The organism is Kineosporia succinea, assembly GCF_030811555.1.
Lineage (GTDB): Bacteria > Actinomycetota > Actinomycetes > Actinomycetales > Kineosporiaceae > Kineosporia > Kineosporia succinea.
The window spans coordinates 116233-129290 of record NZ_JAUSQZ010000001.1 but is presented as its reverse complement, the minus strand read 5'-3'; the positions used below and the strand labels follow the sequence as shown (position 1 = coordinate 129290).

The window sequence follows — 13058 nt, the reverse complement described above, 5'->3', positions numbered from 1 at the left end:
GCATTCTCATTACCTTCGCGTCCATGGGCTCCCATCATTCGCACGGTGCCGGGAGCGACGACTTCACGATCGGGCGCCGCGCGCTCATCTGGCTGCTGGCCGTCCTGGTGCCTCTGCTCGTGGCGACGGTCGTGGGCATGGTGATGCTGTGGCCGAGCGGGACGCCGCCGGTCGCGCGGCAGGTGTCGACGCTCGGTGACGTGTCGGAAGACGTGTACGGCGCGACCGTGACGTCGACCTCGGCGTCGGAGTGCGAGAGCTCGTCGAGCGACCGGCTCCCCGACGGCTCCATCCCTCTGACCGCCCTGTGCGCCTCGGCGGCGGTGCGCATCGACTCGGGACCCGACCAGGGCGAGGCGCTCACCGTGCAGGTCCCGCCCCAGGTCTACCGGGCCGGCATCAGCCCGGGCGACACCATCCGCGTGGCCCGGTACCCGGGCGAGGCGCTCACGGACCCGGGAAGCACGGGCACCGACTCGGGCGCGGGCACCTCGAGCGACGACGCTGCCTCGAGCGACGACGCTGCCTCGAGCGACGACGCTGCCTCGAGCGACGACGCTGCCTCGGCTGCCTCTGATGACAGGGCTGCCTCCGGCGACGACCCGGCCGGCGGTGCTGCCGCCTCGGACCCGCCCGACGCCCTGCCCGACGGAACGGTCTACGCCTGGATCGACTTCTCCCGTGGCTTCCCGCTGACCCTGCTGGCGGTGGGCTTCGCGGTGCTGGTGGTGGCGGTCGGCCGGCTGCGGGGGCTGGCGGCGATGGTCGGGCTGGCGCTGAGCTATCTGGCCGTGGTCAAGTTCATGCTGCCGGCGCTGAGGCTCGGTGAGAACCCGGTCGCGGTGGCCCTGATCGGGTCGATCGCGGTGATGACGGTGGTGCTGTACCTGGCCCACGGGGTCTCCGCCAAGACGACGACCGCTCTCCTGGGCACCATCTTCGGCCTGGCGCTGACCGCCGGGCTCGCGGACTGGGCGTCGCGGATCGGGCACCTCAACGGCCTCAGCTCCGAGGAGAACTACACCCTGGCCCAGCTGACGGGGCAGTCGGACCTGTCCGGCGTCATCCTCTGCGGGATCATCGTGGCCGGGCTCGGTGTGCTCAACGACGTCACGATCACCCAGGCCTCCGCGGTCTGGGAAGTGCGGGCCCACGCCCCTGACCTCGGAGTCCGCCAGCTGTTCGTCAGCGGGATGCGGGTCGGGCGAGACCACCTGGCGTCCACCGTCTACACGATCGCCTTCGCCTACGCCGGTGCGGCGCTGCCCACGCTGATCCTCATCGACCTGTACCACCAGCCGCTGGGACAGGTGCTCACCAGTGGGCAGATCGCCGAGGAGATCGTCCGCACCCTGGTCGGCTCGATCGGGCTCATCCTGTCGATCCCGCTCACCACCGGCGTGGCCGCGGTCGTCGTGGCGTCGTCGCGCGACCGGCGGGACGGCCGTTCCCAGCCGCGTGCCGAGGCCCAGGTCGGCGATGGCGCTGACAGCGCCGCCCCGTACGACCAGGCCCCGTACGACCAGGCCCCGTACGACCGTTCCGCCTCCCCGGTCACCGGTGAGCTTCGCCGGGACCGCTCCGGGCGCCGCCGTCGGGACGGCGGCGCCCGGAGGTCTCACTGACGTGACCGGCCGGAAGGCGACGGACGCGCCGGACTCACCGGCGCGTCCACCATCGGCTTACTGCTTGCCGTAACGCCTCTCGAAGCGGGCGATGCGGCCCTCGGTGTCGGCGGTGCGGGCGCGGCCGGTCCAGAACGGGTGGCTCGCGCTCGAGATCTCCACGTCGACGACCGGGTACTCGTTGCCGTCCTCCCAGGTGACCGTGGCCCTGGGGGACGCGGTGGACCGGGTGAGGAACGCGGTGCCGGCACTGCGGTCGCGGAACACGACCGGGCGGTACTCGGGGTGGATGCCGGGTTTCATCAGCCCTGCCGTCCTTTCCATCGAGGGTTCTTCTTGTTGATGACGAAGACCTTGCCGCGGCGTCGTACGACGATCGAACCGGGCTTGTCCTTCAGGGATTTCAGGGACGCGCGGACCTTCATGACCTTCTCCTCATCGGGGACGGGGGCTTGGGTGTGTGCAGGACCGGCCCGCTCAGGCGCTGAGGTCGTCGATGCCGGCCTCGTCCTCGTCGCCGAGCCAGGGGCCGAATCCGTCGTCGAGGCCGTCCCAGCGCTCGAGGCCTCCTTCCATCTCGCGGTCGGTCATCAGGGCCCGGTGGAACGCCCGGCCGACCGACTCACGCTGCGGGCCGATGCCGGTGACCCGCAGACGGGTGGAACGCACCTCGCCGGGCCAGTTCCCGGCGGCGCCGATGCTGAGCTGGCCCCCCGCGCCGTCCCAGACGCCCACGACCGAGGGACGGCCCGGCAGCCAGAACGTGCCTCGCGCCCGGATCGGCCCGTCGCCCAGCGCCTCCAGCTCGGCGTGCAGGCGTTCGGGATGAAAGGGCTTGTGCGAGTGCAGGTCGATCGACCAGACCTCACGGGTGTCGGCTGGGTGGGTGTCGGGCAGGCGGGTCAGGTCACCTCTCGGGTCGTCGGGTGAACGGTGGACGGCGACAAGACCGGTCGTGTCCACCTCCGTGATGACGCTTCTTGGCCTTCGGTGTCCGGTCAGGTGGTCGAGCAGGTCGTGCTCGCGTCGGCCCGCGGGGGCGTCGAACAGGACGGCGTCCGCGTACTCGAGCTGCGTGGCCAGGGCCTCGCCCACCGAGCGGCGGTCGTCGGGGTTCAGCTCGAGACCGCGCTCGGCGAGCAGGTCGTCGCCGAACAGGTCGTCGGTCAGGGCGGCGGGGGAGGCGGTCGCGATCACCGCCGCGGCCCGGGCCCCGGGCACCAGGCCCGCGCCCGGCCAGGGCTGGAGCGCGTGCACCAGGGGGTGCGGCTCGCCGCTGACCGGCAGGCCGACCACGATCTGCGCGGGCTGCCGCGGGGAACCGATCAGGCCGCGGAGCACCGGGAGCAGGTCGGCGCGCAGGGCGCACGACAGGCAGCCGTGATCCAGGGGCTGGGTGTGGCGGTCCCGGACCCCGCTCCAGTCGTGGACGACGCGGTGCAGGTACCCGTCCGGTGTGATGTCGTGACGTACGGCCACGGCGTCGGGCAGGTCGAGAAGCAGGGCGGCGATGGCACTGTCACGCAGGACCGGGTCGATCGAGGTGACGGTCAGGACGGGGACGTCGGGCATGCGGACACCTTAGGCAGATTGAGAATCGTTTTCAATAAGCTAGCCTGAGGCTGATTCATTCCCGGTTCTGGAGGTAGATCTTGTCCCGCGTGTGCATGGTGACGGGGGCCGTTCCCGGCTTCGGTCACTCCATCTCCCACTCCCATCGCCGCACCAAGCGCAGGTGGGACCCCAACATCCAGTCGAAGCGCTACTGGGTGCCCTCGCTCGGGCGCAGCGTCACGCTGACGGTCAGCGCCCGGGGCATCAAGACCGTCGACCGCCGGGGTGTCGACGCCGTGGTGCGCGAGATCCTCGCCCGCGGGGTGAGGCTCTGATGGCGAAGAAGAGCAAGATCGCCCGGGACGCGCAACGCCGTGAGATCGTCGCCCGTCACGCGGAGCGTCGCCTCGAGCTGAAGCGGGTCAGCGTCAGCCCGCACGTGCCGGAGGCCGCGCGGCTCGAGGCCCTGGCGGCCCTGCGCCGGCTGCCGCGCAACGCCTCGCCCACCCGCCTGCGCAACCGCGACATGGTCGACGGACGCCCCCGCGGCCACCTGGGCCGTTTCGGCCTCTCCCGGGTCCGCTTCCGCGAGATGGCCCACCGGGGCGAACTTCCCGGCGTCACCAAGTCGAGCTGGTGAGGGGCCCCGGTCGTCTCGCCGGCGGGTCTCGCCGGGTGTCCCTGTAGCCGCCCGCCTGACCCCACTGTCGCGTCCCCTGTTGCTCGTGTTGCCTGAGACGCCCGGTGGCATCTGCTGAGGTGACTTCGGCCCGAGCGTGGCAACACCCCCTATGCCGTTTGGGTATAGCGGGTGTTGCCGCGCTCCGCCGCCTCGAAGACCGCCACCGCGCTGCCCGGGACCTGCTTGCGCCCTCTTGGTGCTCGCCTGCTGCGGGCGGTCACGATCCGCCGGAAAAAGGTTGGGGGGTGACCTCACAATCGGGGTGCCGGTGGCGTTTACCTGGTGACGGGGTGGTGGGCGTCAGGGGGAGGGAACCCGTGGGTGAGGGGGAGGCGGTGTATACGCTGCTCGGTGCCGATGGTCGGCTCTACCGGTCAGCGGTGCCCGGGTTGCTGGGCGGGCACCGGCGGCTGAAGGTCTACGGGAGGCTCGACTGCCCGTCGGCGTTGCGGGCGGTGGCGAACTGCAGGTCGGGGCAGAAGGGCGGCTACGTGAGGCACCGGGTGTTCTTCGCCTCCGAGGCCGTGGCGATCGGGGCCGGGTACCGGCCGTGCGGAGCCTGCCTGCCCGAGAAGTACCGGGCCTGGCGCGAATCCCAGGGGGTGGCCCCGCGAGGTGCCGGTCAGGAGCCGGCTGTGGAGGAGGGGCAGTCGTGAGCACGCTGTTCGGTGACGAGCTGTTCGAGCGTCCGCGGCGCGAGGTGGCGCCGGGCGCGCACTGGGTCCCCGGGTGGCTCACGCTGCGGCAGCAGTCGTGGATCACGGCACGTTTCCGGGAGTGGGCGGCGGGCCCGGTGCCGATCCGGGGTGCCGTGGTCAACGGGCACGAAATGAGTGTGAAAACGGTCTGCCTGGGCTGGCACTGGCGTCCGTACGCGTACTCGCGCGAGGCGGTCGACGTGAACGGCAACCGGGTGCTCGACTTCCCCGACTGGATGGTGCGGCTCGGTCGGCGGGCGCTCGCCGAGGTCGGCGAGGGTGCCGGAGTCGCCGCCGGCGAGATCTACCACCCCGACACGGCGCTGGTGAACTACTACGACCACGACGCCCGCATGGGCATGCACCAAGACAAAGACGAGTCCTCGCTCGCCCCGGTGGTGTCGCTGTCGATCGGTGACACCTGCCGCTTTCGCTTCGGCAACACCGAGAACCGCGGCCGGCCCTACGAAGACATCGATCTGGCGTCGGGCGACCTGTTCGTGTTCGGTGGCCCGTCGCGGCTGGCGTATCACGGGATTCCGAAGATCTACCCGGGCACGGCCCCCGACGGGTGCGGGCTCGAGCGGGGCCGCATCAACATCACGATGCGCGTGACCGGGCTGCCGGGCTGAAGGCGGCGGAGAGCGACGTGCCGACGTTCGACGGGATCCTCTTCGATCTCGACGCGGTGGGTGCCCGGGACGCAGGGCTCACGGGGGTGTGGCTCAACCGTGGCGCGGGGATGCGGGTGCCGGATGTCAGGGGAATCCACGTCATCCGTGACCTGGGCGAGCTGCCCGGGCTGGTGCTGGATACCTAGACCGCCCAGCCGGTCGCGGCGGCCCACGACTCGGCGCGGTCGGTGATCGCCGCGATGAGCGGGGCCTTGGCGTCGGCGTAGGCGCTCGTGTCGGGCCAGTCGCGCTGCGACAGGCTGAGCTTCAGGCCGGCGTAGGCGTCGCGGTCGGACCTGTCCTGCCGCAGCCAGTCGCGGAAGAGCAGGTGGCTGCGCTCCCACTCGCTGCCGGCCGAGCAGACGTGCACGTGCACCGTGAGCTCGGGCGTGCGCACCAGGCGGTGGTCGGGCTCGCGCACCCGCAGCTGGTAGCCGGCGGACTCCAGGGCGGGCAGGTAGTCGGGCTCGTCGTCGGCGTCGACCACGCTGACGTCGATGTCGATGATCGGCTTGGCGGTCAGGCCGGGCACCGACGTGGAGCCGACATGATCCACGCGGAAAGCCTTTTCGCCCAGCGCGGCGACGATCTTGGCATGTTCCTGCCGGAACATCGAGGGCCAGGAGTCGTTGTATCCGACGAGGACGATTTCGCGCTTCTCCGGGCCGCCGATGAGCTCAAACGTCACATGAACAGTATGCCGCGATCGCCCCTCATCGGATCACCGGGGCAATCACCACCGAACGGGAAATCGGCCGGCGAACCGGTTTGCGACGAGAGGGCAGGTGGCGGGCGCTACGCCTGGCCGGCGGCCCGTCGGAGGCGTCGGAACGCTCCACGCCCGAGGCCTGCTGCTGCCGGGGCACCGGACCCACCTCGAAGTCAGCGTCGTTCGGCGTCCCTGCCGGCCCGGCGCCCAGGGCCGATCACTGCGTCGTCTCCAGGCGCAGCGTGAACACGCTCCCGTTCGGCTGGTTGTCGTGGTGCCCCACGCTCCCACCGTTCGCCTCGGCCAGACTCGCCACGATGTGCAGCCCGAGCCCGTGACCGGCCGCCCCACCGGCCCCCGCGTCCGCCGCCCGGGTGTACCGCTCGAACAGGTGCTCCCGCACGTCCGCCGGCACTCCGGGCCCGTTGTCGTGCACCCCGATGGTGGCCGAGCCCGGCTCCGTGACGACGGTGACGGCCGTGGCCCCACCGCCGTACTTCGTGGCGTTGGTCAGGAAATTGGTGACGACCTGCTGCAGGTGCTCGGGATTGACCAGCACCGACACGTGCTCCGGGCAGGTCACCGGCACCACCTGGTCGCTGGCCTCGACCGCCTCGCGCAGCGCCTCCCGCAACGGCACGACCTCCCGGTGCGCCTGGAGCTTGCTGGTGTCCCGGCTGCACATCGACAGCACGTTCAGGCGCAGCTGGTCGATCCGCTGCGCGGCCTTCACGATCTTCGTTGCCATCCCCGAGACCGCCTCCGGCTGGCCCGGTTCGGTGAGGATCTCGCCGTAGCCCACGATGGTGCTCAGCGGCGCCCCGATGTCGTGCGACAGCATGCCCATCAGGTCGAGCTTGAGCTGATTGGCGTCCTCCAGCTCCGAGTTCGTGTCCTCGAGCTGGTGGTTGCGCCGCCCCAGCGTGGCCAGCGCGACATCGCGCTCGCGCTGGATCACCAGCTGCGCGGTGATGTCCTGAACGAATCCGATGAGGTGCAGCGGCTGCCCGTCCGCGTCCCGTACCAGCCGCACGCCGACCTGAGCGTCCACCGAGTGCCCGTCCCGGTGCACGAGCCGCTTGGTGTGCTCGTAGGAGTCGTACTCCCCGGAGTACAGACCGGCCAGCTGCCGCGCGGTGCGCGCCTGGTCGTCCGGATGCGTGAACGAGACGTTGCGCATCCCGATCATCTCGTCCGGGCCGTACCCGAGCATCCGGGCGTAGGCGTCGTTCACCCGGATGAAGCGCCCGTCCAGCCCGATGATCGTCTGCCCGATCGTGGCCTGGTGGAACTGCACCCGGAACTGCCGTTCGCTGGCCCCGAGCCGCTCCTCGGCGTGCCGGCGCTCGGTGATGTCCGTGTTGGTCTCGATCACCTCGTGCCCGGTGCCGTCCGCGGTCGAGCGCAGCACGTGCTGGCTCAGCGCCACGACCACCGCGCCGTCGGAACGCCGGTGCCGCAGCTCGCCCTGCCAGCGGCCGGTCGCCAGCAGCGCGGTCTCGATCTCCGGAAGTCCCTTGGGGAAGTTCGTGTTCAGCAGCCGGTGGATGTTCCGGCCGATCACCGCCTGGGCCGGCCAGCCGTACATGTCCTCGGCGCCGCGGTTCCAGGATCGGATCGTGCCGTCCATGTCCCGCACGACGATCGCGGCCGGGGCGGCGTCGATCAGCTCGGCCTGACGCCGCATCGCCTCCTCGTCGGCCCGGCGGGCGCTGATGTCGTGGACGAACGCGTGGCACACCGGCCGGGTGTCGGTGCGGGTCACCTGGGCCGAGATCTCCACCGGGAAGGTGCGCCCGTGCCGGTCGATCGCGGGCAGCTCGGCCCGGTCCCGCAACGACGGCACCCCCTCGCCGTCGTCGTCCAGACCGGGGAACAGGGCGTCCACGTAGGCGTTCTGGGCCCCCGCCGGCACGATCAGCCCGTCGAGCCGGCTGCCCACCGCGATCTCCCGGGTGAAACCGAACAGCCGCTCCGCCGACGGGTTCCACTCCAGGACCACACCGTCCACGTCCACCGACAGATAGGCGTCGTTCGTGGCGGTGAGGATCGCGCGCAGGCCCGCCGACGCGTCCTGCGCCTCCCGGGCACTCTGCTCCAGGGCGATCTCCGAGGCCACGGCCGCGGCCAGGTCCTCGAGGATGTCGAGCTCCGGCTGGGTCCACTCGCGCGGTTCGCCGGCGATCGCGCAGAACGAGCCGTAGGTGCCGGAATCCAGCCGGATCGGCATCCCGGCGTAGCTGATGACGCCGATGTCGTCGACCGCCCGGTTCGTCCTCAGCACCGGGTCCTCGCGCGCGTCGGTGACGACCAGCGGTGCGTCGGTGTCCACCACGTGCTGGCAGAACGAGTGGGTGAGCGGCGTCTCGCCGGCCTCGGCCCAGGGCTGGGGCAGACCCAGCTGGTTCACGAACACCTGGCGCTCACCGGTGACCAGGGAGACCAGCACCACCGGCGCGTTCAGCAGCCGCGCGGCCAGACGGGTGAGCCGCTCCAGTCCGGGCACCGGCGGGCGGTGCAGCAGGCCGGTGCCCTCGACCGCGCGGATGCGGTGCGGGTCGAAGACCGGGCTGTCCTCCAGCACCGGGCCTGCCGCGAACACCGGGCCAACCGCAGCCATCGTCGTCCCCATCCAACGTCGTGCAACGTGCAACGTCGTGCAACCCTCTCCCGTCGACCGGTCCGGTGCCGGGCTTGAGGGCGGCAGCCGCCGGGCGAGTGACGGACAGCCGCGCCGGGCCGGGGCCCCTATGCTGGCGCCCAGATCCTGGACGAGCTCCTCGAGCAGGAAGGCGATCCGATGGCGCTGCTGGACAGCACCTCCTGGCCCGGCAAGATCTGGACGGGCTCCTGGACCGACGGCTCCGGCGGGGCCTACGACTGCGTGGAACCGGCCACCGGGCAGACGATCACGCAGGTCGGCCGGGCCACGCCCGACGACGTGAGGGAGGCCACGCGGCGCGCCGCGGCCGCTCAGAAGGCCTGGGCCGCAACCTCGTTCGAGGAACGTGCCGCCGTGCTGCGCCGCGCCGGTGACCTGCTCACCCAGCACGGTGACGAGGTCCGCGCGTGGCTGTCGCGCGAGGCCGGAACCATCCCGCCGTTCGGCGACTTCCAGGTTCACACCAGCGCGCAGGAGTGCTACGAGGCGTCCGCGCTGCCCAGCCATCCCTACGGCGAGCTCCTGCGGACGGGGGCGCCGCGGCTGAGTTTCGCCCGTCGCCTGCCCGTCGGGGTGGTCGGGGTGATCGCCCCGTTCAACGTGCCCACCATCCTGGCGATCCGCGCGGTCGCCCCGGCTCTCGCGCTCGGCAACAGCGTCGTCCTCAAGCCCGACCCGCGCACCGCCTTGGTCGGAGGCGTGCTGTTCGCGCGCCTGTTCGAGGAGGCCGGGGTGCCCGAGGGCGTCTTCCAGATGCTCCCCGGGGGCGCGGATGTCGGCGAGGCCCTGATCGTGGCCCCCGAGGTGCGGGTCGTCGCGTTCACCGGTTCCACGAAGGCGGGGCGGGCGGTCGGCGCGATCGCGGGACAGCACCTCAAGCGCGCGCACCTCGAACTGGGCGGCAACTCGGCGCTGGTCGTGATGCCGGGCGTCGACGTGGAGAAGGCCGCCGGGGTCGGGGCGTGGGGCACGTTCCTCAACTCCGGGCAGATCTGCATGGCCACCAGCCGGCACCTGGTGCACGAGTCCGTCGCCGACGCGTACGCCGAGGCACTCGCCTCCCGGGTCGCGAAACTGCCCGTGGGAGACCCGTTCCGGGAACAGGTGGCGCTCGGTCCGCTGATCGACGCCGGGCAGCGCGACCGGGTGCACGAGCTCGTCACGATGAGCGTCACCGCGGGGGCGGAGCTGCTGACGGGCGGCACCTACGACGAGTTGTTCTACCGCCCGACGGTGCTCGGCCGGGTGCCGCAGCAGGCGCCCGCCTACCAGCAGGAGATCTTCGGGCCGGTCGCCCCGGTCACGGCCTTCGGGTCGGTGGACGAGGTGGTCGCCCTCGCGGGCGGCTCCGAGTACGGGCTCTCCCTGGGCATTCTCACCGACGACGTGTACGCCGGGCTGGCGCTCGCGGAGCGCGTCCCGGCCGGGCTGGTGCACATCAACGACCAGACCGTGAACGACGAGGCGGTCGCGCCGTTCGGCGGAGTCGGGGCCTCCGGCAACGGTTCCCGGGCCGGGGGCGCGGCGGCGAACATCGAGGCGTTCACCGAGACCCAGTGGGTGACGCTGCGCGGAGACCTGCCCGTCTACCCGTTCTAGGCCCTGGTGAGCCAGCCGCCCAGCCGTGCCCCCGCGTCCTCGAGCAACCGCTCGGCATCGCGCATGGCGACGGCGGGATCGTCGACCAGGTCGACGAGCGCCGTCACCGACCGCACGCCCAGCTCCGGCAGCCCCTCGCGCCCGGTGACCCGCCCGGCCACGATCGCGGCGGGCACCCCGGCGGCGTGGGCGCGGCGCAGCACCTCGGCGGGCGCCTTGCCCTGCAGACTCTGCTCGTCCCAGGAGCCCTCGCCGGTCACCACCAGGTCGGCGGCGGCCAGGTCGGCGTCGAAGCCGATGGTGTCGAGCACGTAGGGCGCGCCCGGGGTGAGGCGTCCCCCGAGCCCGCCGAGAAGGCCGGCGCCGACGCCGCCGGCGGCGCCCGTTCCCGGGGTGTCGGGGGAGAACGTGGGCGAGGCCGCCTCGAGAAGCTTGCCCCAGCGCACCATTCCCGCGTCGACCTCCGGAATGAGGGACGCGTCGAGGCCCTTCTGCGGTCCGTAGACGTGGGCGGCCCCGTCGGGTCCGGTGAGGGGATTGCGGACGTCGGTCACGGCGATCACCTCCACCTCGGCGAGGCGGGGGTCGAGTCCGGTCAGGTCGAGGTGGGCCACGCGCAGCAGACCCGAGGCGTCGGGCGTGACCGGGTGCCCGTCCGCGTCCGTCGCCGTCGCGCCCAGGGCCGTGAGCAGGCCGAGCCCGCCGTCGGTGGAGGCGCTGCCGCCGATCGCGACGTGCACCCGGCGCACGCCCAGGTCGAGGGCCGCCCGCACGGCCAGACCGAGGCCTCGGGTGGTGGCGCGCATCCCGGCGAGCGTGCCGCCCGGAAGCCGGGCCAGCCCGCAGATCTCGGCCAGCTCGACGAACGCCTCGTCACCGCGGTGCCCGACGACCGAGCGGCGGGGTTCGTCGGTCGGCCCGGTGACGTCGACCGGAACCGCCTCGAACCCGTTCTCCAGCAGCACCGCCAGGGTGCCGTCGCCGCCGTCGGCGACCCCGCGCGTCCGTACGTCGGCCTGCGGGAGCACCGAACGCAGCCCGCGGGCGATCGCCGCGTTGGCGGTCGGGGCGTCGAGCGAGCCCTTGAACTTGTCGGTGGCCACGAGCACACAGCGATCTTGCATAGGAGCAGCTCCTTCGGCGCAGCCATCATCCATTCGGGTCATTCCTCGGGAGAAACGCTAACGCTCCGCCTCCGCAAGGCTCATAGTCTCGATCGTGACATCGACCAGTGCACACCACCGGATCCCGGCACTCGACGGCCTGCGCGGCCTCGCGGTGCTGATGGTCGTGGTCTCGCACGTGAGCAGCTACCACGCGGAGCTTCTCGGACCCGCGGGCGTGGCGATCTTCTTCGTCCTGTCCGGGTTCCTGATCACCAGTCTGCTGCTGGCCGAGCGGGACCGGTTCGGGAAGATCAGCTGGACGGACTTCTACGCCCGCCGGGCCCTGCGGCTCTTCCCGGCGCTGCTGCTCCTGGTCGTGCTCACGCCGCTGGTGCTGTGGGTGGCGAAGGACCCGCGCCTGCACTCGATCCTGCCCGGGCTGCTGTCCACGGTGTTCTACGTGCAGGACTTCGAGAGCGCGACGGGGCACGTCTCGGTGCTCGCGCACGCCTGGAGCCTGTCGGTCGAGGAGCAGTTCTACTTCGTCTGGCCGTTGCTGCTGAGCCTGATCATCGGCCGGGCGCGCGGGGACCGGGGGCGGATCACCCGGACGGTGCGCAACATCTGGGTCGTCGCGCTGGTGTGGCACGTGGTCTCGATCGCGCTGCTGAGCTACGACTGGACCTACTACTCGCCCGACAGCAACGCGATCTTCCTGCTCACCGGCTGTCTGGTGGCCTGCTCGGTGCAGTCCCAGGCCCGGCTGCGGGTGCCCACCCCGGCGGCGGCCGGCGGGCTCGTGCTGGTCTGCCTGGCGCCGCTGTTCCTGACCCGGCTGCCGCAGGCCGACTGGCGTGAGGCCACGCTGCTGATGTTCCCGGTGGTGCTGGTCAGCGCGCTGCTCGTGCTCGGGGCGGCGACGCTCACGGTGCTCGCCAACCCGGTGCTGCGCTGGTTCGGCACCATCTCGTACGGTCTCTATCTCTGGAACTGGGTGTTCATCAGTCTGGAACCGCACGGCCGGGCTCTCACCGGCCGGGAACGCGCGATCGCCGGGGTCCTGGCGATCGGGGCGGCGGCAGCGTCCTGGTACTTCTTCGAGAAGCCGATCCTGCGGCTGAAGTCGCGGTTCCAGCGGGTGCCGCAGCTCCCGGTGGCGACGGCGATGGTGGACGACGGGCAGCGGGTCACCTCGACGCCCGGTCTCACGGTGCCCTCGATGGGTGGACCCCGGGAAGCCTCCGGCATCCAGGCCCCGCCGGTTCCGGCCGAGTCGAGCGGCGCCGGGTTGTTCGGCGCCGCGGCGCATGAAGCCGAGTCGCGCGGTGCTGAGGCGCGCGGCGTCGAGTCGCGCGGGGCTGAGTCGCCCGGCGCCGGGGATCCGGGCTGGGCCCGGGTCTCGCCGCTGCGGTCGGCACGGTCGGTGAACCGCGCGGTCCCGGCCGGGACGGTGAATCCGGGACTCCTCAACCCCGGATTCGTGAACCCCGGGCCGGTGAACCCGTCGCTCGCGAATCCCGGTGCGGTGACGGCGACCTCGGAGACGGTGCCCATCGCCGTGGCCCAGGTGTACCGCGACAGCGCGCTGACCAACGGCTCCCGGGCGTCCCGTTCCCGGTCCGGCCGGACCCGGCGCACCGATGCGGCCGACCAGCAGACTTCGCAGACTTCGCAGACTCAGGACGCGCAGATCATCCCGTTCATGCCCCAGCTGCGGCGGGGACGGCACAGCCTCTGAGCTGCTGCAGG

General features: G+C 71.9%; 14 protein-coding genes. 8 read left to right on the top strand and 6 right to left on the bottom strand.

Annotated features, from left to right (window positions below):
* Window positions 1-23: 23 nt before the first annotated feature.
* The gene (locus J2S57_RS00625) at window positions 24-1625 is read left to right on the top strand and encodes a YibE/F family protein (RefSeq protein WP_307236818.1); all 1602 of its coding nucleotides are present in this window, start codon (window positions 24-26) and stop codon (window positions 1623-1625) included.
* A gap of 57 nt (window positions 1626-1682) precedes the next feature.
* Here the strand turns inward: J2S57_RS00625 and J2S57_RS00620 are convergent, their stop codons facing one another.
* The 3 genes from J2S57_RS00620 to J2S57_RS00610 are packed head-to-tail and all read right to left on the bottom strand — an operon-like array spanning window position 1683 to window position 3197.
* Window positions 1683-1928: a type B 50S ribosomal protein L31 gene (locus J2S57_RS00620; RefSeq protein WP_307236815.1), complete on the bottom strand. Its 246-nt coding sequence runs from the start codon at window positions 1926-1928 to the stop codon at window positions 1683-1685.
* Window positions 1928-2050: a type B 50S ribosomal protein L36 gene (gene ykgO / locus J2S57_RS00615; protein WP_307236812.1), complete on the bottom strand. Its 123-nt coding sequence runs from the start codon at window positions 2048-2050 to the stop codon at window positions 1928-1930. Before ykgO ends, J2S57_RS00620 begins: the two co-directional genes overlap by 1 nt.
* A 52-nt stretch (window positions 2051-2102) precedes the next feature.
* Window positions 2103-3197 carry a GTP-binding protein gene (locus J2S57_RS00610; protein WP_307236809.1) on the bottom strand — a complete coding sequence of 365 codons (1095 nt, stop codon included), beginning with the start codon at window positions 3195-3197 and terminating at the stop codon, window positions 2103-2105.
* An 80-nt stretch (window positions 3198-3277) separates the two neighbouring features.
* Here J2S57_RS00610 and rpmB point away from each other — a divergent pair, with 80 nt between their 5' ends.
* The 5 genes from rpmB to J2S57_RS00585 all read left to right on the top strand — a co-directional run bounded on the left by rpmB (window position 3278) and on the right by J2S57_RS00585 (window position 5379).
* Window positions 3278-3514 carry a 50S ribosomal protein L28 gene (gene rpmB, locus J2S57_RS00605; RefSeq protein WP_307236807.1) on the top strand — a complete coding sequence of 79 codons (237 nt, stop codon included), beginning with the start codon at window positions 3278-3280 and terminating at the stop codon, window positions 3512-3514.
* A complete protein-coding gene (gene rpsN, locus J2S57_RS00600; protein WP_307236803.1) occupies window positions 3514-3819 on the top strand; it encodes a 30S ribosomal protein S14 in 306 nt (101 codons plus the stop codon). The genes rpmB and rpsN overlap by 1 nt, the downstream gene beginning before the upstream one ends.
* 359 nt (window positions 3820-4178) lie before the next feature.
* Window positions 4179-4517, top strand: coding sequence for a metal-binding protein (locus J2S57_RS00595; protein WP_307236799.1), 339 nt, complete (start codon window positions 4179-4181; stop codon window positions 4515-4517).
* A complete protein-coding gene (locus J2S57_RS00590) occupies window positions 4514-5191 on the top strand; it encodes an alpha-ketoglutarate-dependent dioxygenase AlkB family protein (protein WP_307236796.1) in 678 nt (225 codons plus the stop codon). Before J2S57_RS00595 ends, J2S57_RS00590 begins: the two co-directional genes overlap by 4 nt.
* Window positions 5192-5208: 17 nt before the next feature.
* Window positions 5209-5379, top strand: coding sequence for a hypothetical protein (locus J2S57_RS00585; protein ID WP_307236793.1), 171 nt, complete (start codon window positions 5209-5211; stop codon window positions 5377-5379).
* Here J2S57_RS00585 and J2S57_RS00580 read toward each other — a convergent pair.
* Window positions 5376-5921, bottom strand: a complete 546-nt coding sequence (locus tag J2S57_RS00580) for a GrpB family protein (RefSeq protein WP_307236790.1) — start codon at window positions 5919-5921, stop codon at window positions 5376-5378. The two genes, J2S57_RS00585 and J2S57_RS00580, sit on opposite strands and share 4 nt — an antisense overlap.
* A gap of 238 nt (window positions 5922-6159) precedes the next feature.
* A complete protein-coding gene (locus J2S57_RS00575; RefSeq protein WP_307236787.1) occupies window positions 6160-8562 on the bottom strand; it encodes a sensor histidine kinase in 2403 nt (800 codons plus the stop codon).
* A 180-nt stretch (window positions 8563-8742) separates the two neighbouring features.
* On the opposite strand from J2S57_RS00575, the gene J2S57_RS00570 reads away from it, so the two are divergent.
* Window positions 8743-10203 carry an aldehyde dehydrogenase family protein gene (locus J2S57_RS00570; protein ID WP_307236784.1) on the top strand — a complete coding sequence of 487 codons (1461 nt, stop codon included), beginning with the start codon at window positions 8743-8745 and terminating at the stop codon, window positions 10201-10203.
* Here J2S57_RS00570 and J2S57_RS00565 read toward each other — a convergent pair.
* Window positions 10200-11327, bottom strand: coding sequence for a glycerate kinase (locus J2S57_RS00565; RefSeq protein WP_307236780.1), 1128 nt, complete (start codon window positions 11325-11327; stop codon window positions 10200-10202). The two genes, J2S57_RS00570 and J2S57_RS00565, sit on opposite strands and share 4 nt — an antisense overlap.
* Before the next feature lie 94 nt (window positions 11328-11421).
* Here J2S57_RS00565 and J2S57_RS00560 point away from each other — a divergent pair, with 94 nt between their 5' ends.
* On the top strand, window positions 11422-13047 hold the full coding sequence (locus tag J2S57_RS00560; RefSeq protein ID WP_307236777.1) for an acyltransferase family protein: 1626 nt from the start codon (window positions 11422-11424) through the stop codon (window positions 13045-13047).
* The last annotated feature ends 11 nt before the right edge of the window (window positions 13048-13058 follow it).